General features: G+C 52.0%; 21 protein-coding genes. 10 read left to right on the forward strand and 11 right to left on the reverse strand.

The features are described 5' to 3' along the window. Window positions 1–55: 55 nt before the first annotated feature. The 4 genes from traN to AYI87_RS11665 all read left to right on the forward strand — a co-directional run bounded on the left by traN (window position 56) and on the right by AYI87_RS11665 (window position 5205). A complete protein-coding gene (gene traN / locus AYI87_RS11650; protein WP_144202257.1) occupies window positions 56–2845 on the forward strand; it encodes a conjugal transfer mating pair stabilization protein TraN in 2790 nt (929 codons plus the stop codon). Between the two features lie 176 nt (window positions 2846–3021). After that, window positions 3022–3240: a helix-turn-helix transcriptional regulator gene (locus AYI87_RS21510; RefSeq protein WP_080341940.1), complete on the forward strand. Its 219-nt coding sequence runs from the start codon at window positions 3022–3024 to the stop codon at window positions 3238–3240. Between the two features lie 219 nt (window positions 3241–3459). Continuing rightward, the gene (locus AYI87_RS11660; protein WP_144202259.1) at window positions 3460–4701 is read left to right on the forward strand and encodes a replication initiation protein; all 1242 of its coding nucleotides are present in this window, start codon (window positions 3460–3462) and stop codon (window positions 4699–4701) included. A gap of 135 nt (window positions 4702–4836) precedes the next feature. Continuing rightward, window positions 4837–5205, forward strand: a complete 369-nt coding sequence (locus AYI87_RS11665; protein WP_040552116.1) for a helix-turn-helix domain-containing protein — start codon at window positions 4837–4839, stop codon at window positions 5203–5205. Here the strand turns inward: AYI87_RS11665 and AYI87_RS11670 are convergent. The 6 genes from AYI87_RS11670 to rpmH form a co-directional block, all read right to left on the reverse strand. After that, window positions 5202–6416, reverse strand: a complete 1215-nt coding sequence (locus AYI87_RS11670; RefSeq protein WP_070382527.1) for a site-specific integrase — start codon at window positions 6414–6416, stop codon at window positions 5202–5204. The genes AYI87_RS11665 and AYI87_RS11670 overlap by 4 nt on opposite strands. A 202-nt stretch (window positions 6417–6618) precedes the next feature. Continuing rightward, window positions 6619–7980: a tRNA uridine-5-carboxymethylaminomethyl(34) synthesis GTPase MnmE gene (gene mnmE / locus AYI87_RS11675; RefSeq protein ID WP_144202261.1), complete on the reverse strand. Its 1362-nt coding sequence runs from the start codon at window positions 7978–7980 to the stop codon at window positions 6619–6621. A 105-nt stretch (window positions 7981–8085) separates the two neighbouring features. Continuing rightward, on the reverse strand, window positions 8086–9714 hold the full coding sequence (gene yidC, locus AYI87_RS11680; RefSeq protein ID WP_144202263.1) for a membrane protein insertase YidC: 1629 nt from the start codon (window positions 9712–9714) through the stop codon (window positions 8086–8088). A gap of 3 nt (window positions 9715–9717) precedes the next feature. Beyond that, window positions 9718–9972, reverse strand: a complete 255-nt coding sequence (gene yidD, locus AYI87_RS11685) for a membrane protein insertion efficiency factor YidD (RefSeq protein ID WP_011867657.1) — start codon at window positions 9970–9972, stop codon at window positions 9718–9720. Then, window positions 9939–10295: a ribonuclease P protein component gene (gene rnpA / locus AYI87_RS11690; protein WP_144202477.1), complete on the reverse strand. Its 357-nt coding sequence runs from the start codon at window positions 10293–10295 to the stop codon at window positions 9939–9941. Before rnpA ends, yidD begins: the two co-directional genes overlap by 34 nt. Before the next feature lie 15 nt (window positions 10296–10310). Further along, complete coding sequence (gene rpmH, locus AYI87_RS11695) at window positions 10311–10448, reverse strand: 50S ribosomal protein L34 (RefSeq protein WP_011867659.1); 138 nt, start codon at window positions 10446–10448, stop codon at window positions 10311–10313. 442 nt (window positions 10449–10890) lie between these two features. Between rpmH and dnaA the strand changes: the two genes are divergently transcribed. From dnaA to AYI87_RS11720, 5 genes are all read left to right on the forward strand, one after another. Further along, entirely contained in the window at window positions 10891–12270 is a 1380-nt protein-coding gene (gene dnaA / locus AYI87_RS11700) for a chromosomal replication initiator protein DnaA (RefSeq protein ID WP_144202265.1), read from the forward strand. A 20-nt stretch (window positions 12271–12290) separates the two neighbouring features. Next, entirely contained in the window at window positions 12291–13391 is a 1101-nt protein-coding gene (gene dnaN / locus AYI87_RS11705) for a DNA polymerase III subunit beta (protein WP_144202267.1), read from the forward strand. A 72-nt stretch (window positions 13392–13463) separates the two neighbouring features. After that, entirely contained in the window at window positions 13464–14546 is a 1083-nt protein-coding gene (gene recF, locus AYI87_RS11710; protein WP_144202269.1) for a DNA replication/repair protein RecF, read from the forward strand. Between the two features lie 16 nt (window positions 14547–14562). Beyond that, entirely contained in the window at window positions 14563–16980 is a 2418-nt protein-coding gene (gene gyrB / locus AYI87_RS11715) for a DNA topoisomerase (ATP-hydrolyzing) subunit B (RefSeq protein ID WP_144202271.1), read from the forward strand. A 121-nt stretch (window positions 16981–17101) separates the two neighbouring features. Continuing rightward, window positions 17102–17821 (forward strand): hypothetical protein, encoded by a 720-nt coding sequence (locus AYI87_RS11720; protein ID WP_144202273.1) that lies wholly within the window; start codon window positions 17102–17104, stop codon window positions 17819–17821. Between the two features lie 32 nt (window positions 17822–17853). On the opposite strand, the gene pxpA is transcribed toward AYI87_RS11720, so the two are convergent. The 5 genes from pxpA to glyQ form a co-directional block, all read right to left on the reverse strand. Then, a complete protein-coding gene (pxpA, locus tag AYI87_RS11725) occupies window positions 17854–18582 on the reverse strand; it encodes a 5-oxoprolinase subunit PxpA (RefSeq protein ID WP_144202275.1) in 729 nt (242 codons plus the stop codon). Continuing rightward, complete coding sequence (locus AYI87_RS11730; protein ID WP_144202277.1) at window positions 18572–19528, reverse strand: biotin-dependent carboxyltransferase family protein; 957 nt, start codon at window positions 19526–19528, stop codon at window positions 18572–18574. The genes pxpA and AYI87_RS11730 overlap by 11 nt, the downstream gene beginning before the upstream one ends. Next, window positions 19525–20211, reverse strand: a complete 687-nt coding sequence (pxpB, locus tag AYI87_RS11735) for a 5-oxoprolinase subunit PxpB (protein WP_144202279.1) — start codon at window positions 20209–20211, stop codon at window positions 19525–19527. Before pxpB ends, AYI87_RS11730 begins: the two co-directional genes overlap by 4 nt. Before the next feature lie 100 nt (window positions 20212–20311). Continuing rightward, window positions 20312–22381 carry a glycine--tRNA ligase subunit beta gene (glyS, locus tag AYI87_RS11740; protein ID WP_144202281.1) on the reverse strand — a complete coding sequence of 690 codons (2070 nt, stop codon included), beginning with the start codon at window positions 22379–22381 and terminating at the stop codon, window positions 20312–20314. 12 nt (window positions 22382–22393) lie between these two features. Continuing rightward, window positions 22394–23299 (reverse strand): glycine--tRNA ligase subunit alpha, encoded by a 906-nt coding sequence (gene glyQ, locus AYI87_RS11745; protein ID WP_011863820.1) that lies wholly within the window; start codon window positions 23297–23299, stop codon window positions 22394–22396. A 109-nt stretch (window positions 23300–23408) separates the two neighbouring features. On the opposite strand from glyQ, the gene AYI87_RS11750 reads away from it, so the two are divergent. Further along, window positions 23409–23978, forward strand: coding sequence for a DNA-3-methyladenine glycosylase I (locus AYI87_RS11750; protein WP_144202283.1), 570 nt, complete (start codon window positions 23409–23411; stop codon window positions 23976–23978). Window positions 23979–23980 lie beyond the last annotated feature (2 nt).

Consider the following 23980-nt stretch of genomic DNA (forward strand, 5'->3'; position numbering starts at 1 on the left):
GTTTATTACTTCAGCCGAATAGCATGGTTCTCAAGATTTTATTGAGAGCCATGCTATGAGAAACCAAACACTCTTCTTGAGAATGGTGGCTTTGCTGCTGACGGTCACAATGTCGATGCTGCCGATCCATACATATGCCACCGGCGGTCAGAATCCGGACATTTCCTCCGTTGGGAAAGAGGCCCAGTCCTTTGGGCAGGACCTCGCCAATTCGTTCAGAGCCAACTCGGGTTCGGTCCAAAACGGCACGATCTCGATGCCGACGCTGAAAGACGGTCAATTCCAGATGAATGGTGGAAGCCAGATCAATGTGAATGACCTGTTTCCTGGCACCAGCGGTGGTGACGGTCAACCCGATAGCTACTATTTCCCGGATGCCAACAAACCCGATGTTGACATGCTCCAGGGTATTTACGATTCCGGCGACGATATGGACGACGTGGGCAACAGCGCCAAGGGGGCTCTTTGGTCCGACGCGAATAGCGCCGATCCATCAATCTCAGGCGCTGCCTACAAAGTACTCCTCGATGCAGCTAACCGCTCACGTCCAGATTTCAGTAAGGACCCGATACTAAATCTGAGCAAAAAGACCTACGAGGACATGGACCTCATTGCTGATGGGTTTGGAGATTGCTCTGCCGAAACAACCATCAACCAGAACGCTATCAATGCTCATGTTCCTGAGTATGAGCGATGCCAGCGCGTTGTTGACCAAAGCGCTGATTGCGAAGTGGTTCATGATTACGATGCCTCTGTAGTGAAGCACTATGACGGTCCATACAACCTCAAGTCTTGTGGCGAAGGATGTACAGAACTCTGGATTGGTAAAGTCGGGGACGACTATTGGGCAGGTAACTGCAAAATCTATGAGGAATACACCCGTGTCCAGGTAAGCAACCCTGACGCTATCGTTTCCGCGACGCTTGAATATGTGAAGTGGGACGACTACATGCAGGTTTGGGTCGGTAAATCCGGCCAAGAGGCTAAGGTGTGGTCCGGCCCGAATGGAAACTTCCCTCCTGAAACTGCTGGTAAATGTGAGCTTTCCACGAGCTGGGAGCGGAACCCAAATGTTGATGTCACACCCTATTTCAAGAATGTGAAAGATGGTGATGTCGTTACCTTCAAGATCCGAGTTTCTGTAACCGGGGAAGGTGAAGGCTATGGCCGCATTAAGCTCCGTTATGACCCATCCAAAGCCATTACCAAGGATGAATGGTCTCCGCAGAGCTGTATGGATTCGGCCAAGGGCGTAGCAGACGGATTTGCTCAAGGGGAAATTACCTGCATTGATAACCCGACCGATGCTACCGGCTGCACTGTTATCAATGGCATCAAGGTTTGTGAATCACAACTCAAGTCGTCACCCCTGCCAGGCATTCCAAAGCTCTGTAAAAAGGTGCGGGTCAAAGCTGACTACGACTTCTACAAAGGGCAAATGGACTGTTGGACCGATCCCCAGGGGGAAACTCATTGCCCGGTCAACTCGGGCGGTAATCTCAATAGCTGTACTGAATTCGAGAATAACCCGCAGTGCGGTTTTATCAGCTCTAAGTGCGTGGATGGGGCCGAGGGCGCATCCGGCACCTGCTATGTGCATGAAGATACCTACGATTGCGGCTCCGATGTGGCTGTGCCAACGCTTGAAAAGGAGACCGAGTACCAGTGTGGAGGGCCTATCCGCTGCATGGGGGATGATTGTCTCGATGTGTCAAAGACCCAAAGCACTGACTTTGCCCGTGCCACTGCTCTTCTCAATGCGGCTCAGTTTATGACCCAGGATATGAGCTGTACTGGACAAGATGGGGACAAGAATCCAACTGGTGATGAGAACGTCGTATGTTCAGCATTCGCAGGGGAGGCTGGTGAATGCAAAATAGCTGTAGGAGGTGTATCTGATTGCTGCGAGAAGCCATCTAACATTTCGCTAGCCGACTACCTTAACCTGATCATGGCAGTACCAAAGCTGGACGGTGCAGTGATGGGCCTACAGAACGGTAATTCAATCAAAGGCGCTTACCAGATCCTGCGTGAGCCCGTCTTACAAGGCTGGACCGAAATAACCAAACCTTTCACCAGCTATATCGAGAATATCTCCGGCGCAGTTGATTCCTTCTATCAACCGGTAGAGCAGGTTATTGATGAATTGATGGACCAACTGACCGAGCAGGTTAAAGAGGTCATGGCGGACATCATGAAAGGACTTGGGCAGGATGCTGCCACTCAGGAGGCGGCTGCCGGAGGCGCTGGTAAGATGGCTCAGGAAGGAATGATGGAAAGCGCTGCCACTTGGCTGAGCACAGCGATGACAATCTATACGGTCTATGTCGTGGCGATGGTCATGATCCAGATGGTTTACAAATGCGAGGAGGATGAGTTCACCATGAACGCCAAGAGGGCTCTCAAGAACTGCTCCTATGTCGGCTCGTACTGCAAGTCGAAAGTTCTTGGTGCTTGTGTCGAGAAGCGAGAGGCATACTGCTGCTTCAACTCGCCCTTGTCTCGTATCATCCAAGAGCAAGTTCGGCCTCAACTGGGTCAGTCCTTTGGTGATCCGAAGAACCCTCAGTGTGGTGGCATTCCGTTGGACAAAATAGCAGAGATCGACTGGAGCAAGGTGAACCTAGATGAGTGGCTTGGCATCCTGCAACAGAACGGCAAGTTTCCGGACCCGAGTTCGCTAAACCTCGACAGCCTTACCGGCAACGGTAGCGACTTCAACATTGACGGTAGTCGTAAGAATACCAAGGAGAGAACACTGGAACGCTTGAACGGCATTGACGTCGATAAGGCACGGCGCGACTTGGCGTCCGAGATCTTTCCAGACTGGGATGGTAAGCAGTAGTTTGCTGTGTCGGAGGGGCCCGGAACTTTCACATGTGAAAGTTCCGGGCAGAAAGATAAGGCAAGTTTTCTTACTTTTACACCCCAAAAGGGCAACTTGAGCGCTCTGCTTTAAGCCCTAACAGATTAAGAATATCCCCATCGTATTAGCAATATCCAAGAAGATGGGGATTTCGAATGAACAGCTCACAAAATATCAATATTGGTTTAGACCATACCAACGCAGAGTTACGGCTCCTTACTATCCGAGAAGTAACTGACTTGCTCCAGATTTCTCATGTCACCCTCAATCGCCTTTCAAAAAAAGGCGACTTTCCTCGCCCGGTAAGAGTGTCTCGCCAAGTTCGTTACAGAGCCACAGAAGTTCGGGACTGGATACAGAAGAACCAGCATTAAAACAACAAACCCGGCACTGGGCCGGGTCTGGTAAGCGGTTGTTGAATGCTGATGAGTTGGCGCTCCGCAAAGCATTCAGCACATGGCTTGGGAAGCCAATGCGTATAAATAATGTACGCCATAAGTTAGCTATCTGCAACCTTGCTCGCTGGGAATTCCAGTTCAAGGTGACTTTCGACTTCCCGTGGCCGCTCAGAATCAAGCGAAGGGAAGGGTACATTGAAAGTAGCAGTTTCCACTGCCGATTCCGGTCGGTATTTTCAACAAGGTACGGCACTCCACCGGATTTTATCGGAAGCACCATACTTACCGCGATGCAGTGACAATAAGACGGCTGCCAGGATCAGGCCCCGCGAGTATGCCATCCGCTATCCCTATGTGCAGGTCAATCGTCCAGGCATGGTTTCCTGGTTGGTCTTCGACCTCGATCACTCCAACCCGTTAATCTGGGAGGACGAAGGACTCCCCGCTCCCAATATCATCGTCAGTAACCGCAAGAATGGTCACTCGCACCTTTATTACGCCATTCCCCCTGTTTGCACAACCGAAAACGCCCGCTCCAAGCCTATCGCCTTCATGAAAGCCGTATACGAGGCTATGGCGGCCCGGTTGTGCGCTGACCCGTCCTACAGCGGTCCGGTCGCAAAAACACCGGGGCATCCGTGGTGGAATACCTGGGAGATCCACCATTCAATCTATGATCTGGGCGAACTGGCCGATTACGTTGATTTGGCTGTTAAGCCCTTGTGGAGCTCTGGCCCCAACCTTGATGCCGTGGCGCACTCACGGCATTGCCTGTTGTTCGAGGAGCTGCGTTTCTACGCTTATTCAATCGTCAACCGTGAACGTGAGCAGGGGAACTTTGGTTCCTTTAACCGGCTGTTGGAAGCCTACGCCTTTAATAAGAACAATTTCAGGCTTCGTGGCTTTGACATGAATCTAACAGCAGCACAGGTCAAAGCCACTGTCAAAAGCGTCGCCAGATGGACGTGGGACTGCTATACCGGCTCCAGTCGATGCCATCGGGGGATGATGCGACTTGATAGCTCCCTACCGCTGCGAGAACGTCAGAGATTGTCGGCCAAGCGTACTCATGAGGTTCGCCAGAAGTCCACGGAATCACGGATACGGGCTGCTTGCAGGCAGTTATTGCAACAGGGCTTGAAGCTTACTCAAACAGCCATAGCAAAGCTCGCCAAGCTATCCAGACAAACGGTGGCCAAGTATCGCCATATCTGCAACGAAGTCTCCGAAAGCTCAACGAATGTCATCAGCTTAGATGAGGTTGTTATGGCCCCCAAAGCTGTTAAGCATGGTGTACATCAGATACCTGCCCCCCGCAGGGGCCAACAAGAATCGTCCCTCCCCGGTGGTGATTTGAAGTCAGATGACGCCAAAACTAGGGATGTTCATTCCGAAGACCTCTCAACCAGGCCCGTTGATTGGCCTTTAAAAGAATAAGCAAAACTTTCACATGTGAAAGTTCCAGAAAGTAAGCCGAGTTGTCCAAAAAGGGCACTTTCAGAGCGGAGGTTTCTCAACGGGCACCCATAAAATTGCAGTTATTGAGAGGGTTGCCAATGAAGTAGGTATGCGATGACAGCACAAGAAAGCGAACTGTTACAAAACTTGAGGAATGAGATGGCAGAGATAAAAATGTTGCTAGCTCAGGTTGTTGAGAATGCTGGGAGTGACGGCAATAAGTCGAGCTTACCACCGTCTGATAAAGAGTATCTGACTGTTGATGAGGCGGCGGCTTACATTGGAGCCAAACGTTCCTACATCTACCGTTTGACTCATGAAAAACGAGTATCGTTTACTAAACCGGGAGGGAATAGAGTTCTAATTAAACGATCAGACCTTCAGGCGTGGCTTGAAACGAACAGAGTGAAGTCCCAAGATGAAATTCATCAAGATGTTGCAGCCTATATTACAGGCTCTCGTCGTGGCCGCAGAGCATCCTAAGGGTTTGCTTGCTGACCACAGTGAGGGCAACAAGATCCAAATTCTTTTGCTTGTTCTTCAAAGATATCGGGAAAGCTCCTCATTGCTGTTACTCTGCGGCTTTCGAGAATATCTGCATAAATTTCAGTTGTTCTTAGCTCTGAGTGTCCAAGAAGCCGAGAGAGAGAATAAATATCAACACCACGGTTAAGTTGGGCTACAGCAAAGGTATGCCTACCAGCATGAAATGTAACGTGTTTGGTTATGCCTGCTCTCATAGCCCATTGCAATAGAGCCACATTCATATAGCTATTGTACTTTAGGCCAACAAAGACTCGATCATCAGGCCCTTCCCTATTTTGAATATTTAGAAGTGTAACCGCTGAATCTGGCAAATCCAGATATACAAGAGAATTGCCTCCGTTCTTGAGTTTTTGCTGGTCAAATATAATTCGATAATGACCGGGTTCGAATTCCTCTATTTCACTCCAAGTAAGCTTATTGATGTCGCTCCATCTCAAGCCTGTCGTGCAGCTAAAAAGAAACGCCCGCTTCAAAACATCATAGCGACACTCTGCCTTTGTCATTGCCCGAACTTCATCCAGAGTGAGATAGGTTCGTTTCGTATTTTCCGCCTTGACACTTTTTACCCGCTGGACAGGGTTATCTCTGATGATGCCTTCTCGGTATGCTTCATTCAGGGCGGCTCTGACTTTGTTGAAATAACTAGAGGCAGTGTTTTTGGCAAGTTTGGATTTAGATTTCGTTAGAGGTTCTTCCAGAAGATATTTCCTAAACCCTTCCAAGAATTTTTTATCAATTTCCTCAAAAGTAAGTTCCGCTCTCCCATGGTAGCTTCGAAGATGTTTGCCCGCTGAAACCCAAATTGAATAGTTTGAGGTGCTTCCTGACTCCTTGGTGGAAGTCAATCTGTCATAGTACTCGTAAAAGCTCGAAGCAAGCTTTACCCGGTCTTCAAGTTGGAACTTGTTGGCGTGAGATTCAACCAGTCTGGCTGACCGCGCAGCCTCGGCCTGACGCAACATCTCTTTATTATGCTGGCGTTCTGCTTGAGTCTTTGGGCTCTGATAGACATAGAGCTCTAACGGCTCGTAGTCGCGCTTTGGTCTTTTTTTGCCATCTTCCCCTTCAACAACACCGTAGTAGTACACCAGTCTAAGTTGCTGAAGCCCTTTCGAGTTAGGATTACGCTTGTTTACTGATACCTTCATCTCTGCTCCTTTTTGCTCCCATTACTCCAAAATTCTAACCTGGGAGTAAATAGGGATCAATTTTTAGCAAAGCGGAGCAAAAGCATGTGAAATACAGTAAAACCGCTTCGCAACAAAAAATGAATAATAACCATTAAAAACAATTATTTATTTTGATGTGTTTTGAAGGGTTTTACCACGTTTCTCTGATTGATGAGCTACTTCACTTCCCGATACAGAATGAGCCGAAGATCTTGCCGAGGAGATCGTCCGAGGTGAACTTTCCGGTGATTTCCGACAGTGCCAGTTGACACATACGAAGCTCTTCTGCCAAGAGTTCACCCGCTTGATAGACCTCTAACTGTTCCTGACCCAGTGCCAGATGACTGCTGGCGAGCTCTAATGCTTCTAGGTGGCGACGACGAGCCAGGAAGCCCCCCTCTAGATTGCTCTGATAGCCCATTAGGGACTTAAGGTGTGCCTTGAGTTCATCGACGCCCGAACCTGTCTTGGCGGATAGGCGGAATACCTTGTGGCCCTGTTCATCTGTGGCATCTAAGGCTTCACCAGTCAGATCCGCCTTGTTGCGCACCACGGTAACCCCCAGGTTTTTAGGGAGGCGATCGATAAAATCGGGCCAGATATCATGGGGATCGACGGCATCCGTGGTGGTGCCATCCACCATGAAGAGCACCTGATCGGCGGTCTCTATCTCGGCCCAGGCGCGCTCGATCCCTATCTGCTCTACCGTGTCTGTGGTGTCGCGCAGGCCGGCCGTGTCTATGATGTGTAGCGGCATGCCGTCGAGATGGATATGTTCTCGTAGCACGTCTCGGGTGGTGCCGGCTATTTCGGTGACGATAGCCGACTCTTTACCCGCCAGGGCATTGAGCAGGCTGGACTTGCCCGCGTTGGGGCGACCGGCGATCACCACCTTCATCCCTTCGCGTATGATGGCGCCCTGCTTGGCACTGGATTGCACCGAATCGAGCTTGGTGATGATCTTGCTAAGTGAGGCGGCAATCTTACCGTCGGAGAGAAAGTCCACCTCCTCGTCGGGAAAGTCTATTGCGGCTTCCACGTAGAGACGCAGGTTGGTGACCTGATCCACCAGCAGGTGGACCTGAGTGGAGAACTCACCCTGTAGCGAGTTGAGGGCGCTCTTGGCTGCCTGTTCGCTGGTGGCATCGATCAGATCGGCAATCGCCTCGGCCTGGGTCAGATCCAGCTTGTCGTTCATGAAGGCCTGCTCGCTGAATTCACCCGGCTTGGCGATACGCACGCCATCGACATCCATGACACGCTTGATCAGCATATCCAGCACCACCTGGCCGCCGTGGCCCTGTAGCTCGAGCACATCTTCGCCGGTGAAGGAGTTAGGGCCCTTGAAGTAGAGGGCGATGCCTTGGTCGATAACGGCGCCATCGGCGTCCTTGAAATCACAGTAGTCGGCATAACGAACCTTAGGCAGATGCCCGAGTACCGCCATGGCTACGTCGCTGGCCTTGTTGCCAGAGACCCTGATGATACCTACGCCGCCGCGGCCTGGTGCGGTTGCTTGTGCCACGATAGTATCTGTCGTCATTACTGTGTTTCCTGCGCTGATGGAGTGAAAAGCTGTCTTCATTAAAAAGCAAAAAGCGGTCAATACAAAGTATCCGACCGCTTTTTCATTAGTTGGAGTTAGAGGTTATTTTAACCCTTTTTTCTCCAAACCGGCATAGATGATCTTCTGCTGGGTGATGGCCACTAAGTTACCGACCAACCAGTAAAGCACCAGACCTGCTGGGAACCAGAGGAAGAAGACGGTAAAGATAACCGGCATCCACTGCATCATCTTCTGTTGCATAGGATCCATGGTTGGCGCCATAGGCTGCATCTTCTGCATCGCGAACATAGAAACACCCATCAGCAGCGGCAGTACATAGTATGGATCTTGTACCGATAGGTCGGTGATCCAAAGCATGAATGGCGCGTGACGTAGCTCATAGCTTTCCAGCAGTACCCAGTAGAGGGCGATGAAGATAGGCATCTGTAGCAAGATTGGCAGACAGCCACCCATAGGGTTCACTTTCTCTTTCTTGTACAGTTCCATCATGGCCTGACCCATCTTCTGACGGTCATCGCCGAAGCGCTCTTTCATGTCCTGCAGCTTAGGTTGCAGGTTACGCATCTTGGCCATCGAGGTGTATTGCGCCTTAGTCAGCGGGTACAACATACCACGTACGGTTAGCGTAATTAGGATAATCGCCACACCCCAGTTACCCACGAATGATTGATAGAACATCAACAACCAGTGGATTGGGATAGCCAGCCACCATAGGAAGCCGTAATCAACCACCAGGTTCAGCGATTCAGAGATGGCCGATAGGGCTTCTTGGTCTTTAGGACCCACGTAGAACTGGGCACTGATAGTTTGCTGTGTACCAGGTGCGACATCATAGACGGCACCACGGAAACCGATATTGGCCAGGCCGCCGGCGCTTACGCTAGAGAAGATGGTGTTTTGATCGTTGGCTGGTGGTACCCAGGCTGATACGAAGTAGTGTTGCAGCATGGCTGCCCAACCACCTAGGGTCTTCTTGTCCAGGTTCTTGTCGGCCATATCTTCGAAGCTGTACTTCTCGTAGCGGGTATCTGCTGTCGAGAAGGCGGCACCGCGATAGGTCGGCATCATCATGCTGCTTTCGCTTTTCTTGATGCTGTGCTTGATCTGACCATACATCTGTACCTGTAGCTGTTCGGCTGAGGTGTTGTTGATGCGATATTCAACACCGACGTCGAACTTGCCTCTGTGCAGGGTGAACACCTTAGTGTAGGTCACGCCATTGTCGGCAACATAGGTCAGTGGGATCTCCAGGCTATCCTGGCCATCGGCTAGGGTGTAGGTCTGTGACTGGCTGCTAAAGTGGGCTCGGCCCTTAGCGCTGCTGTCGATGCCGTTACGGCCAATCAGACCACTCTGAGAGATGTAGTAGATATCTTTGGTTTGCTGTAGCAGGACGAAAGGCTCTTCCTTATCTTGCTCCAGCTTATGACCCACCAGCGCCGAGTAGACGATATCGCCACCCACTGGGTTAATTTTCAGGGTCAGTTGGTCTGTCGTGACGCTAATGAGTTCTTTAGAGGCGGCTACTGCTTCAGGAAGAGCAGTGTCGGCATCGGGAACGTCAGCACTGTGCGCATCTGTGACGGTTGAAGCTACAACTGAAGATTCAGTGGCAACCGGTTGCGGATTTTTGTCTGTTTGCCATTGCTGCCACAGCAAAAAGCTGACAAAAAGCAGACCGATGAGCAATATATTGCGTTGAGATTCCATAGCCTATTTATTACACCTGTTATTTTTTGGAGGGACGGGATCTTCACCGCCCGGATGTAAAGGGTGACATTTTAATACGCGTTTCCCTGCAAACCAACTCCCTTTCACAAATCCGTGCAATCGAATCGCTTCGAGCGCGTAATTGGAACATGTGGGGTGAAAACGGCACTTTGGCCCCAGTATAGGGCTGATAAAGATTTGGTAGCCTCGGATCAGCTTAGTGGCTAGCCATTGTAACGGCGACTGAGCTTGCGCCATAACTTCTCTACCAGTTTGTGCAATGCTGCATTATCCATTTCCAATACGCCGTTTCTGACGAGCACGACGATATCGAGCGGCGGTAATTCGTGTTGGTGCAAACGAAAACTGTCGCGGATGATACGTTTAACTCGGTTGCGCTGATTGGCTCGCTTAACATAACGCTTTGCAACAGTTAATCCAATACGAGGATGCTGTAGCTCATTAGGGATGGCGAGTAAGGTTATTTCAGCTGAAGAAGCTTTGATGGGATTGGAGAATACATATTTGAATTGCGCGGGAGTTAACAGACGTAACTCCCGCGTAAAGGTATAGCTGGTCACTTGCATTTCTACTTATTAAGCAGAAAGACGAGCGCGACCTTTTGCACGACGACGTGCGATAACCTTACGGCCACCAACAGTAGCCATACGAGCGCGGAAGCCGTGAGAACGCTTGCGCTTCAGGTTGCTAGGTTGAAAAGTACGTTTACTCATTATGGCAATCCGTCTTTGTTAGGTGAATAAACCTTATCCCTATAAAAGAGGTAAGGGCAAAAAAGAGGCCGAATTGTAATCACTTTAGTTAAGCCCGTCAACAAGCAAAACCTTCAAGTGGGTAAAATCTGCCTCTATATCTTCTTATCAAGTCATCCTTATACACTATCTAGTGTGGATAACTCTGTGAATGGCCACTACATCTTGTGGATCTAGTGATCATTCGCCAGATCGAAGGTCGCCAATTATAGATCGATCCGGATCGCTTAATAAAGCTGAGTTTGCTGCTTTGTCAGATTATTTTGATCGTTAAGGATCGTTTTGGATCGGCGTAAATAAATAAAGATGATCTTACTGGGGATAAATCTATTTAAAGGATAGCGATCCTAGTGATCTCGCTATAGAATACACCTCTTTTGTATGATCTTTTGGGGATAAGTACGTGGCGGTTTCACTTTGGCAGCAATGTATCGGACGACTACAGGACGAGCTTTCCGCTCAGCAATTCAGCATGTGGATCAGACCGTTACAAGCCGAAATGGATGGGGAAACACTAGTACTCTATGCACCGAATCGATTCGTGCTCGATTGGGTGAGAGATAAGTACCTCAACACCATCAATCAGTTCTTCACCGAACAGATGGGTAGCGATGCCCCCAAGCTGCGTTTCGACATCGGTAGTCGCCCGGCGAGCAAACCGGTGGCGCCGGCTGCCTCGACCAAGAGCCCAGTTGCACCCGCGGCCAAATCCCCAAGCAAGCCGTCATTTAATAGCAACGAACCCGCGTCCACGACGAATCATAGAAGCAATATGAATCCCACTTACCAGTTTGACAACTTCGTCGAGGGTAAGTCTAACCAGCTGGGTAAGGCGGCCGCCTTACAGGTGTCTGAAAATCCGGGTGGCGCCTATAACCCCTTGTTCCTCTACGGTGGCACGGGTTTAGGTAAGACCCACCTGTTGCACGCCGTGGGCAATGGCATCATCAAGAACAATCCGAATGCCAAGGTGGTCTACATGCATTCCGAGCGTTTCGTGCAGGATATGGTGAAGGCGCTGCAAAACAACGCGATCGAAGAGTTCAAACGTTACTACCGTAGCGTCGATGCCTTGTTTATCGATGATATTCAATTCTTTGCTAACAAAGACAGATCCCAGGAAGAATTCTTCCATACCTTTAATGCCCTGTTAGAGGGTAATCATCAGGTGATCCTGACTTCAGATCGCTACCCCAAGGAGATCGACGGGGTGGAAGATCGCCTCAAGTCCCGCTTCGGCTGGGGTCTGACGGTCGCCATCGAGCCGCCCGAGCTAGAGACTCGTGTGGCGATCCTGATGCGTAAGGCTCAGGAGAGTGGCATCAATCTGCCGGATGAGGTGGCCTTCTTTATTGCCAAGCGTCTGAGATCAAACGTACGTGAGCTGGAAGGCGCGCTGAATAGGGTGATTGCCAACGCCAACTTTACCGGACGTCCGATCACTATCGATTTTGTGCGTGAAGCCCTAAGAGATCTCTTGGCTCTGCAGGAAAAATTGGTCACTATAGACAACATTCAGAAAACCGTAGCTGAATACTATAAGATCAAGATGGCCGACATGCTGTCGAAGCGCCGCTCACGCAGCGTCGCCAGACCGAGACAGATGGCGATGGCATTGTCGAAAGAGTTAACTAACCAGAGTTTGCCCGAGATTGGCGATGCCTTTGGTGGCCGTGATCATACGACAGTGCTACACGCCTGTCGCAAAATTGCCCAGCTACGTGAAGAAAGTCATGACATTAAAGAAGATTATGCTAACTTAATCCGTACGCTATCTTCATAAACTCTGGGAAATTGAAACTGATGAAATTTTCAATTGATAGGGATGCCCTATTAAAGCCGCTTCAACTCGTGAGTGGGGCGGTGGAGAGACGACATAACTTACCTATTCTGGCAAACCTTTTAGTTGAAGTAAGTGGTCACTCACTTAAGTTGACCGGTACCGATTTAGAGGTCGAATTAGTCGGCCAGGCAGAGCTGCAGGGTGAGGTTCAAGAGGGCCGCACCACAGTACCGGCAAAGAAATTTCTCGATATCGTTAAGTCCCTTCCCGATCAAGTCGAACTCAAGATAGAGCAGCAGGATAACCGTCTATTGCTGCGCTCGGGTCGCAGCCGCTTTACGCTCGCAACCCTGCCGGCCGAAGAGTATCCCAATGTGGATGCCTTCCAGGCCGACATCGAATTTACCCTCAAGCAGGGCACCCTGAAGTCGCTGATCGATGCGACCCAGTTCTCCATGGCTAACCAGGATGTGCGTTACTACCTGAACGGTTTGTTGCTGGAAACCGAAGGCAATGTGTTACGTGCCATCGCCACCGACGGTCATCGTTTGGCTCTGAGTCATCGCATGGTAGAAGATTCTCTGCCTGAGAAGCAGGTGATTGTGCCGCGCAAAGGTGTGTTGGAGCTGCAGCGTCTGTTCGAGGGTGAAGATCTGGATGTGACCCTGTCTATCGGTGAAAACGCCATTCGTGCCACGACCCAGAGCGCCGTGTTTACCAGTAAGCTGGTGGATGGTCGCTTCCCCGACTATCGTCGCGTGTTGCCTAAGGGCGGCGACAAGATCGTTATCGCCAGCCGTAACCACCTCAAGCAGGCGCTGCTGCGTGCCTCTATTCTCTCGAACGAGAAGTTCCGCGGCGTGCGCGTTCAGCTGGAGCAGAATCTGATTAAGATCACCGCCAACAACCCTGAGCAGGAAGAGGCGGAAGAGATCCTCGATATCGAATATGACAACGCGCCTTTGGAGATAGGTTTCAACGTCAGCTATCTCCTGGACGTGCTCAACAACCTGCCATCGGATGACGTGCGCATCACGCTGATCGATGGTAACTCCAGCGCCCTGATCGAAAATCACGTCGAAGAAGATTCTATGTACGTCGTGATGCCGATGCGTCTCTAGTCTTAAGCTATGCGCGCCCGCAAGGGCGTGCATCTTCTTAGATGGCCCTTGAGCCATTGTCATGAGTATTAGATGAGTTTATCTCGCCTTCATATCGATTCCTTTCGTAATATCGCCAGTGCCCAGTTGCAGCTCGGCGATGGCCTGAATCTTATCTATGGTCAGAACGGCAGCGGCAAGACCAGTATTCTCGAGGCGATCTTCTTTCTGGGGATGGGGCGCTCCTTTCGCAGTCACCTGTCTCAGCGTGTGATTCAGAATGATCAGGACAAGTTGACCCTGTTTGCCCAGCTCGAGCAGGGTGAGCAAGAGACCAAGATAGGGCTTAGGCGTTACCGCTCGGGTGAAACCGAGGTCAAAATGAATGGCGAGAAGGTGAAACGTCTGTCCACCTTAGCCGAAACTTTACCCATTCAGGTGATCACGCCGGAGAGTTTTTCACTGCTTTTTGAGGGGCCAAAATCCCGTCGTCAGTTTATCGACTGGGGCGCCTTCCATACCGACAAGAGTTTCTATACCGCCTGGGCAAATGTAAGAAGAATTTTAAAGCATAGAAATCAGATGCTTAAAAGCGAAACCCCTTATCAGCAGATTCAGTTTTGGGATAAGGAATTGGTGCGCTACGCCGAAATCGTGACTGAGATACGAAAGCGATATGTAGGCTCGTTAAATGAACGACTTAAGGGTATAATCGAAGAGTTTTTACCTCAGGTTGATGTTAAGGTTTCCTTTACCCGAGGCTGGGATAGTAAAACTGATTATCAGACCCTGTTGCAGGCACAATATCCCAGAGATTTAGCGGCGGGACACACGGCCAGTGGTCCTCATAAGGCCGACCTGAGATTAAGGGTCGGGACTTTGCCGGTACAAGATGTCCTGTCCCGAGGGCAATTGAAGTTGCTTGTATGCGCACTGCGTATTGCACAGGGAAAGTTGCTCAAACAACAAATAGATAAAAACAGTATTTATCTGGTGGACGATCTGCCATCGGAATTGGATGCTAGGCACAGGCAACTCTTGCTGCAGCAGCTAAGCGATACGGGCGCACAAGTCTTTGTCACCGCCATCGAGCCTGCGGCAATAATGGATTCGTTAAACACGCCACCCGTTAAGGTGTTCCATGTGGAACAAGGGCGTGTAACGGTAATTGAATAACCGACGAGAGAATAATATGTCAGAGAATAGTTACGATTCTTCGAGTATTAAGGTACTAAAGGGCCTTGATGCGGTACGGAAGAGACCTGGGATGTATATTGGTGACACCGACGACGGTACGGGTCTGCATCACATGGTGTTCGAAGTGGTCGATAACTCTATCGATGAGGCGTTAGCGGGCTACTGTAATGACGTGATCATTACTATCCATGCCGACGGCTCGGTATCGGTAAAGGATGACGGACGTGGTATTCCTGTTGCTATCCACCCAGAAGAGGGGGTATCGGCGGCTCAGGTTATTATGACGGTACTGCACGCCGGCGGTAAGTTCGACGATAACTCTTATAAAGTATCTGGTGGTCTGCACGGCGTGGGTGTTTCTGTGGTTAACGCCCTGTCTGAGAAGCTTAAGCTGACCATTCGCCGTGACGGCAAGCTGTATGAACAGTTCTACACCATGGGTGAGCCCGATGCGCCTATCGCCGAGATAGGCGAAGCCACCAATACGGGTACTGAGATCCGTTTCTGGCCAAGCGCCGAGACCTTCTCGGACACTCTTTTCCATTTCGATATTCTGGCTAAGCGTGTTCGCGAGCTGTCATTCCTAAACTCGGGCGTAGGTATTCGCCTGATCGACGAGCGCGACAACAAGGATGAGTTTTTCAAGTATGAAGGCGGTATCAGTGCCTTCGTCGATTACCTCAACCTGAACAAGACCCCGGTTAACAAAGAGATCTTCCACTTCGTGCAGGAGCGTGAAGACGGTATCACAGTAGAAGTGGCGATGCAGTGGAACGACGGCTTCCAGGAAAACATCTTCTGTTTCACCAACAACATTCCTCAGCGTGATGGTGGTACTCACCTTGCCGGTTTCCGTGCCGCCTTAACCCGTAACCTCAACAGTTACATGGACAAGGAAGGTTTTAACAAGAAAGGCAAGACCTCTGCCACCGGCGATGACGCCCGCGAAGGCCTGACTGCGGTGATCTCGGTTAAGGTGCCGGATCCTAAGTTCAGCTCTCAGACCAAAGACAAGCTGGTATCGAGCGAAGTGAAGTCGGCCGTTGAGCAGACCATGGGCGAGAAGTTGGGTGACTACCTGCTGGAGAATCCTAACGAAGCCAAGCTTATCGTCGGTAAGATCATCGATGCGGCCCGTGCCCGTGAAGCGGCGCGTAAGGCCCGTGAGATGACCCGTCGTAAAGGCGCATTAGATTTAGGTGGTCTGCCAGGTAAGCTGGCGGATTGCCAAGAGAAAGACCCTGCGCTTTCTGAAATTTACATAGTGGAGGGTGACTCTGCGGGTGGTAGTGCCAAGCAGGGTCGTAACCGTAAGAACCAGGCGATTCTGCCGCTTAAGGGTAAGATCCTTAACGTTGAGAAGGCCCGTTTCGACAAGATGCTCTCTTCACAGGAAGTAGCGACCCTGATCACAGCCTTGGGCTGTGGTATCGGCCGCGACGAGTATGATCCCGACAAGACACGTTATCACAACATCGTTATCATGACCGATGCTGACGTCGACGGCTCGCACATTCGTACCTTGCTGTTGACCTTCTTCTTCCGTCAAATGCCAGAGCTTATCGAGCGTGGCTATGTCTTTATCGCCCAGCCGCCACTGTACAAGGTGAAGAAGGGTAAGCAGGAACAGTACCTGAAAGATGATCCGGCACTGACCGAATACCTGACCAACCTGGCACTGGACGGTGGTGAGATCCATCCGTCTCAAGACGCACCGGCCATGTCTGGCGCGCCGCTAGAGAAGTTGGTGTACCAATACCGTGAAGTGGAAGCGATTTTCGATCGTCTCGAGCAGCGTTTCCCTACCATGTTGACCGAGCGCATGCTGTATCAGCCTGGCTTGAGCAGCGATATCCTGGCCGACGAAGCCAAGGTGAAACAGTGGTGCGACAACTATGTGGCTGCCCTGACCGAAGCGGAATCAGGCGGTTTCATCTTTAGCGCCGAGGCTTTCCTCGACCCAGAGCGTCAGGTCTATCTGCCTAAGGTGACGGTGCGTAAGCATGGTATCGATACCCACTACCTGTTCTCATACGACTTCCTGCAGTCGAGCGACTACCAGCGTATGACTGCACTGGCCGAAGCGCTTGAAGGTCTGATCGAAGAGGGCGGTTACGTGAAGCGTGGCGAGCGTATGAAAGAAGTTTCTTCGTTCGTTGAAGCCTTAGATTGGCTGATGAACGACTCTAAGCGTGGCCTCTACATCCAGCGCTACAAAGGATTGGGTGAGATGAACCCAGAGCAGCTGTGGGAAACCACCATGGATCCTGAGTCGCGTCGCATGCTGAAGGTGACCATCGAAGATGCCATCGCCGCCGACCAGCTGTTTACCTGTCTGATGGGTGATCAAGTTGAGCCGCGTCGTGACTTCATTGAGTCTAACGCCCTTAACGTGGCCAACCTGGACGTATAACGGCTAGCGAGTTTTAAAAGCCCCGGTCTTCCGGGGCTTTTTTGTATCTGCGCCAAGGCTTTACATCTTAAGGTTCGCCAGTTAGGTTAATCTACTGGGTTTCGCGAAAGGGATGTCGACGATGAAAAAGGCTTATCTTGCAGTGCTGTCTATCTTGTTACTCGCCTTATGTTTTAGCCTGTTCCTTCGTCATACATATACAGGGGACGTGGTGGAGCAAGGTGCGATGCAAAGGCAGGTAAAACATCTGCAAGCACAGGATGAAGCCGACATTAAGGCTGCTATCGTAGACAATCAGCCTCCATTAGAACAGGACTCAGAGATTAGCCAATCAAGCAGTCAGCCTGATGCTGGTTTAGCATCGGCAGACCAGCAGAATAGTTCGATAAGGACCGCTCCTTTATCCTCTTACCGAGTAACGCCCTCTCAGGCTGAATTTGCCAGCTTAATGGAGCTGTACCTGACAGCCGAGGGCCCCTTCATGCGAGAGGGGACCGCCTACTTCTACGTTGCCAATCAGCAAGAGCCCTATTTCTTGGCATCTCCACCTGAGCTCAATGATTTAATGGCTAACGATACCGACCAATACATAGAGCTTAAGGTCGAGGAGTTTAACCAGACTGATGAGGCCTATGGCGACAATTGGGGTGGTGACTTTACCGAGTTAGAAGTGAATTATCAGTATTGTAAGCAGAGTAGCTGTCTGCTGCGGGCCAGCCATGAGTCGGTAACCTTTCTTCGCAATTATGTCACCCGTTATGAGCAGAGTCATCCCGAGTTGGAGATAGATAGTATGACAACAGTTGGTGGCGATCTGCTGCTGATTTATCGCCGCCGCTAATTCGTCTTAGACCTTGTCTATATCGGGTCTTGTTAATGCGCTAGGCTGGCGCGAATCGCCCTGGCGAACTCCAATGCCTGCGGGGTATCACCATGCAGGCAGAGGCTGGTGGCCTGGCAGATTACCGATTCACCCGTCACCGCCGTTACTTTCTGCTCTTCGACTATGGAGCTAACCTGTTCGAGCACCTTATGGGTCTCTTCGATAAGCGCGCCAGGCTGTGAGCGGGGGGCAAGCTGGCCATCGGCGAGGTAGCGGCGATCGGCGAAGGCCTCTTCGATAACCTCGAGGCCGGCGCGTCTCGCCTGAGTCACCAAGGGGCTACCCGCCAATATCATCAGCTTAAGCTTTGGATTGATCGTCTCTATGACCCGAATAAGAATGTCGCCTAGGGTGGGATCCTGAGCCGCATCATTGTACAGGGCACCGTGAGGCTTCACGTGGTGGAGTTCGACGCCTAGCTCGTCGCATACGGCCTTTAAGGCACTAATCTGTTGTAATAGCGAGTCAAAAAGTGATTCGGTGTCTATGGCTATAGATAGGCGGCCGAAATTGGTCCTGTCGGGATAGCTGGGGTGAGCCCCGACTTTCACATGGTTCGCCTTGGCGCGTTTGACCGTCGTCAGCATGCTCTGGCGATCGCCGGCATGACCGCCGCAGGCGACATTGGCCGAGGTCACCAGCGCCAGCAGCACCTCGTCTTGTGGGCCTCCTTCGCCGAGGTCGGCGTTGAGGTCGATTCTTAGCGGCTTAACTCCCATCCATTGCCCTCGCTAAGCGATAGAAATAGTGTTGCCATTCAAGGTTAGCATCTTCCACCTGATTGGGGCTGACATGCTGAAAGTGGATCGTTTGGCCTGCTCTGGCCTGGGCCAGTTTCCAGCGGTCGGCCTCGATCACCATGGCCATTCTCGGGTAGCCGCCGCTGGTCTGCGCATCGGCCTGTAGCACTATAGGTTGGCCACCCGGTGGCACCTGCACCACGCCCGGAAGCACGGCATGGGAGCGCAGATTTAGATGTTTGGCCGAGTCCAGAGACTCGCCTGTCAACCGGGCGCCCATGCGATCATTCTGGGGCGAAACTGTCCAGTGGCCATGCCAGAAGGCCTTGCGATCTTGATCGCTGAACTGGCTCATCTCTGGCCCTGGCAGGGCGCGCAGTATGCCGTCGTTGACCCTGTGCACCACACCGACCGGGCGACTGAAGTTTGCTTCGGTATGGGAACTCAGGTTTAGTATGTCTCCTGAGGCGAGTTGTCGCCCCTGATGGCCACCGAACTGTCCAGCCAGGAAGGTGCCGTGACCGCCGAGAACCTTGGGGATCTCTATACCTCCGAGGACAGCCAGGTAGCCCCACACGCCGTGTCTTGGTCCCTTGAGCATCAGGCGTTCCCCCGGGTTCACCCGGCCGCGCCAGCCGTGCCACAGGGGGCGATCGTCTGCCTTGTCTTTTATCTCACTCTCTATTCTAGCCTCGAAGGTGGCGCCGCAAAGGGCGACCCAACTTGAAGTCTCGAAGGTGATCTCATAGCTGCCGCTGGCAAGCTCGATGGCAGGGGCGTTATCCACATTGCCCAGCAGGCGGTTGGCGAGGATCAGCGAGTATCTGTCCATGGCACCACCGCTCGGTACGCCATGGTGCCCCTGTCCCTGCCTGCCAAGGTCTTGAATGCTGGCCAGGCCGTTTACCCTATCTAGCCGCATCATAGTGCGATCTCCACAGGGGTGAACCGCACCTTGTCACCTGGCTTGAGCAGGCATGGGGTATCGCTGGTGGGATTGAATAGTGTCTGCTGAGTTTGGCCTATGATCTGCCAGCCACCCGGACTCGCCAGTGGGTAGATACCCGTCTGCTCGCCGCCTATGCCAACGCTGCCTGCGGGAATGGTTAATCTGGGGGTCGCCAGCCTGGGTGTGTGTAAGCGCTTGGACAGGCCTTCGAGGTAGGCAAACCCTGGTTGAAAGCCGATGAAGAACACCTGATAACTGGCCTGGCTGTGAAGCTTGACCACTTCTTCTGGGCTGAGGTGATGGAATTGGGCCACAGAGAGCAGATCCGGCCCCCCGTCGCCGCCATAACTTACCGGGATCTCTATGGTGCGGCTGTCGATCTCCTCAGTTGGCGCGCTGTGCCAAAGGGAGTCGAGTTTTGCCTGCAGGGCTTTTAACTGCCTGGTCTCTCTGACGACGATCGTCAGGTTGTTCATGCCCGGGATAGCCTCTTCGACTATGGGTAACTGGCGCAGCTGCTCTGCTATCCAGCACAGCTTAGATTGCACGGCCCAAGAGAGTGCGGCATCGGGGGTGGGATCGAGTACCAGGGCGCGCTCGCCCAGGGGATAGATATTGATCTGCAAAGAGGGGATAAACCTATGACTGTCTCTCATCATTTGAGTCTAACGAGCTTGAGGCGCAATAGCCATCAATAGCATGTCCGGACATAAAAAAACGCACCCCTGAGGATGCGTTTTTTGTTTTATGAGCAGTAACTTATTGCAGCAGCGATATATCGGCGGCGTGCAGGAACTGGGCTCTGAGCTTAGACAGCAGCGCCAGACGGTTCTGCTTGAGGGCCTCGTCGTCGGCCATTACCATCACATCTTCGAAGAAGGTGTCGACGCTTTCACGCAGGCTAGCTAGTAAGGCCAGAGCCTGTTGGTAGTCGGCGTTGGCAAATAGCGGCTCCAATTGTGGCTGCAGCTCATTGAGCTTGCTGGCCAGCGCCTGTTCGGCGCTCTCTTGTAGTAGGCTGCTGTCGATATCGCTGGCGATCTCGCCTTCGACCTTGGCCAGAATGTTCGACACACGCTTGTTGGCTGCGGCCAGTGCTGCGGCCTGCTCCAGGCTTCTGAAGTGGGTAACTGCCTTGATGCGGCTGTCAAAATCGGCTGGCGAGGTTGGACGACGAGCCAATACCGCCAGGATAACATCGACACTGATGCCTTGATCTTGATACCAGGCGCGGAAGCGGCCCATCAGGAATTCCAGTACTTGCTCTGCGGTGTCGGCGTTGCTCAGGTTAGCACCGTGAAGTTCCTGTGCCTTGGCAACCAGATCGACCAGGTCGAGTGGCAAGTTGTTTTCCACACAGATACGCAGGATACCGATAGCCGCGCGGCGCAGGGCGAAAGGATCCGCCGCACCTTTTGGCGCCTGGCCTATGCCGAAGATACCCACTAAGGTATCGAGTTTCTCCGCCAGTGCGACCGAGATAGAGATAGGCTGAGTCGGCACGCTGTCGCCAGAGAACTTAGGCTTGTACTGCTCTTCGAGGGCAAGGGCAACCGCCTCGGTTTCACCGTCCAGGCGCGCATAGTGCATACCCATTGTGCCCTGTAGATCGGTAAACTCCATCACCATGTTGGTCATGAGATCTGACTTAGAGAGCAAACCTGCACGGCCTGCCTGCTCGCTGTCGGCGCCAATACCTTGGGCGATGAAGGCGGCGAGGGCAGAGATACGCTCGACTCTGTCTTTGATGGTACCAAGCTGCTGCTGGAATACCACGGTTTCCAGGCTGGCGAGACGAGATTCCAGGCTATGCTTCTTGTCTGTCTCGAAGAAGAATTCGGCGTCGGCAAGACGTGGACGAACCACCTTCTCGTTACCCGCGATGATCTGCGCCGGATCCTTTGATTCGATATTCGATACGAAGATGAAATGCGGCAGCAGAGTACCCGCCTTGTCGAATACCGGGAAGTATTTCTGATCGCCTTTCATGGTGTAAACCAGGGCTTCGGCCGGTACGTCGAGGAATTTTTCTTCGAAGTTGGCGGTGAGCACTACCGGCCACTCGACCAGAGAGGTCACTTCTTCCAGTAGATCTTCATCGATCTCGGCGATGCCGCCCATGGCGTCGGCTGCCGCCTGAGCATCGGCCTTGATGATGGCCATGCGCGCCTGATAGTCGGCCATCACCTTGCCCTGGGTTTCCAGCGCTGTGAGGTAGTTATCGGCATGATCCAGCTCCAGAGTGTCGACACCCATGAAGCGGTGGCCGCGGATGGTGCGCGCCGATTCGATGCCCAGCAGCTCGCCAGGGATCAGTTCGTCGCCCATCAGCATGGTGACTGTGTGTACCGGACGGATAAATTGGGTCTTGTTGCTGCCCCAACGCATAGGCTTAGGAATAGGCAGCTTGTCCAGGGCGCGCTGGGCCATCTCGGCTACCAGTGACTTGGTTTCTACACCGACGACCTTGGCCTTGTGTAGTAACCACTCGCCCTTGTCTGTGGTAAGACGCTCGGCCTGTTCGACCGTGATGCCGTTACCACGGGCCCAGCCCATGGCGGCCTTGGTTGGGTTGCCATCGGCGTCGAAGGCTTGGGCGATTGCCGGACCGCGCTTCTCGACAACCTTGTCTGCCTGGGCGGTCACCAGGGCATTAACCTTTAGGGCCAGACGGCGCGGAGCCGCGTACCAGGTGGCCGACTCATAGCTTAATTCAGCCTTCTGCAGCTCTTCTTCGAAGTTAGCCAGAAAAGATTCGGCTAAGTTGCGCAGGGATTTTGGCGGTAACTCTTCTGTGCCTACTTCAATGAGTAAGTTTTCAAATTTCATCTTAATATACCTCTACTTACACATTGGGAAGCCGAGTGCTTCACGGGCTTGGTAATAGGACTCAGCCACTGACTTGGCCATGGTGCGCACGCGCAGGATATAGCGCTGACGCTCGGTGACCGAAATAGCATGACGGGCATCGAGTAGGTTGAAGGCGTGGGAGGCTTTCATCACCTGCTCATAGGCAGGCAAGGGCAGTGGCGTCTCGAGTGCTAGCAGCTCGTTACAGGCCTTCTCGCAGTCGTCAAACTGCTTGAATAGCACCTCGACGTTGGCGTGTTCGAAGTTATAGGTAGATTGCTCAACCTCGTTTTGATGGAACACATCGCCGTACATGATCTTGCCCATAGGACCGTCGGTCCACACCAGATCATAGACGCTGTCGACTTCCTGGATATACATGGCCAGACGCTCGAGACCATAGGTGATCTCACCGGTAACCGGACTACACTCCAGGCCACCTACTTGTTGGAAATAGGTAAACTGAGATACTTCCATACCGTTTAGCCACACTTCCCAGCCCAGACCCCAGGCACCCAGGGTAGGTGATTCCCAGTTGTCTTCCACGAAGCGTACGTCATGGATATTCATGTCGACGCCTAAGGCCTCAAGAGAACCCAGGTAGAGTTCCTGGATATTACTTGGCGACGGCTTAAGTACTACCTGGAACTGGTAGTAGTGCTGCAGACGGTTAGGGTTTTCACCGTAACGACCATCGGTAGGACGACGACATGGCTGAACATAGGCGCTGCTCATCGGCTCAGGGCCAAGAGAACGCAAGAAGGTCATAGGGTGGAAAGTGCCCGCGCCTACTTCCATGTCCAGCGGTTGAACGATAGCGCAACCTTGCTGCGCCCAGTATTCCTGCAGGGTTAAGATGAAACCCTGGAATGTTTTTACGTCATGTTTCGTCGTCATGTCTACTACTGTCAGCTTGTGATAGAAAATGGTTTCGATTATACCTTGTTGAAAAAGGCTTATGTAGGTTATTTTTTACCTTAACGGCGGAAAAATAGGAAAAAACACCATGGATGTAAAGCGTTGTGGCTGGGTCGGCGAGGATCCGCTATATAAGGCGTATCATGACGAGGTTTGGGGACGTCCCGTGTATGACAGTCGGGAGCTGTTTGCCAAGCTCTGTCTCGACGGGCAACAGGCGGGTCTCTCCTGGATCACCATACTCAAGAAGCAGCAAAATTATGAGGCGGCCTTTGCCGGTTTTGACCCCTATGTCATAGCCAAGTTCGACGAGGCAAAGGTAGAGGAATTACTACAAAATCCCGGCATCATACGTAACAGGCTCAAGGTGAATTCCATCATCAAGAATGCCAAGGGATACATCGCCTTCGTGGAGCAGGGTAACGACTTCTCCGAGTTTCTCTGGAGTTTCGTCGACGGCCAGCCCAAGCTGAATCATTTTCAAAGGCTGGATCAGCTGCCAGCGCAGACTCCCGAGTCGGAAGCCATGTCAAAGGCGTTGAAAAAGCTTGGGTTTAACTTTGTCGGCCCAACTATCTGTTATGCCTTTATGCAGGCGGTAGGCATGGTGAACGACCACACCGCCGACTGTTTCTGTTACCAAGACAAGGCTAACTAAGG

The sequence above is a fragment of the Shewanella sp. KCT genome (genome assembly GCF_007636505.1).
GTDB classification, from domain to species: Bacteria; Pseudomonadota; Gammaproteobacteria; order Enterobacterales; family Shewanellaceae; genus Shewanella; species Shewanella halotolerans.

Bases quoted from the DNA above. Each gene is read 5' to 3' on its own strand.
- traN (WP_144202257.1), top strand. From the start codon at position 56: ATGAGAAACCAAACACTCTTCTTGAGAATGGTGGCTTTGCTGCTGACG.
- AYI87_RS21510 (WP_080341940.1), top strand. From the start codon at position 3,022: ATGAACAGCTCACAAAATATCAATATTGGTTTAGACCATACCAACGCA.
- AYI87_RS11665 (WP_040552116.1), top strand. From the start codon at position 4,837: ATGACAGCACAAGAAAGCGAACTGTTACAAAACTTGAGGAATGAGATG.
- AYI87_RS11670 (WP_070382527.1), bottom strand. From the start codon at position 6,416: ATGAAGGTATCAGTAAACAAGCGTAATCCTAACTCGAAAGGGCTTCAG.
- mnmE (WP_144202261.1), bottom strand. From the start codon at position 7,980: ATGACGACAGATACTATCGTGGCACAAGCAACCGCACCAGGCCGCGGC.
- yidC (WP_144202263.1), bottom strand. From the start codon at position 9,714: ATGGAATCTCAACGCAATATATTGCTCATCGGTCTGCTTTTTGTCAGC.
- yidD (WP_011867657.1), bottom strand. From the start codon at position 9,972: ATGGCGCAAGCTCAGTCGCCGTTACAATGGCTAGCCACTAAGCTGATC.
- rpmH (WP_011867659.1), bottom strand. From the start codon at position 10,448: ATGAGTAAACGTACTTTTCAACCTAGCAACCTGAAGCGCAAGCGTTCT.
- dnaN (WP_144202267.1), top strand. From the start codon at position 12,291: ATGAAATTTTCAATTGATAGGGATGCCCTATTAAAGCCGCTTCAACTC.
- recF (WP_144202269.1), top strand. From the start codon at position 13,464: ATGAGTTTATCTCGCCTTCATATCGATTCCTTTCGTAATATCGCCAGT.
- gyrB (WP_144202271.1), top strand. From the start codon at position 14,563: ATGTCAGAGAATAGTTACGATTCTTCGAGTATTAAGGTACTAAAGGGC.
- AYI87_RS11720 (WP_144202273.1), top strand. From the start codon at position 17,102: ATGAAAAAGGCTTATCTTGCAGTGCTGTCTATCTTGTTACTCGCCTTA.
- pxpA (WP_144202275.1), bottom strand. From the start codon at position 18,582: ATGGGAGTTAAGCCGCTAAGAATCGACCTCAACGCCGACCTCGGCGAA.
- AYI87_RS11730 (WP_144202277.1), bottom strand. From the start codon at position 19,528: ATGATGCGGCTAGATAGGGTAAACGGCCTGGCCAGCATTCAAGACCTT.
- pxpB (WP_144202279.1), bottom strand. From the start codon at position 20,211: ATGATGAGAGACAGTCATAGGTTTATCCCCTCTTTGCAGATCAATATC.
- glyS (WP_144202281.1), bottom strand. From the start codon at position 22,381: ATGAAATTTGAAAACTTACTCATTGAAGTAGGCACAGAAGAGTTACCG.
- glyQ (WP_011863820.1), bottom strand. From the start codon at position 23,299: ATGACGACGAAACATGACGTAAAAACATTCCAGGGTTTCATCTTAACC.
- AYI87_RS11750 (WP_144202283.1), top strand. From the start codon at position 23,409: ATGGATGTAAAGCGTTGTGGCTGGGTCGGCGAGGATCCGCTATATAAG.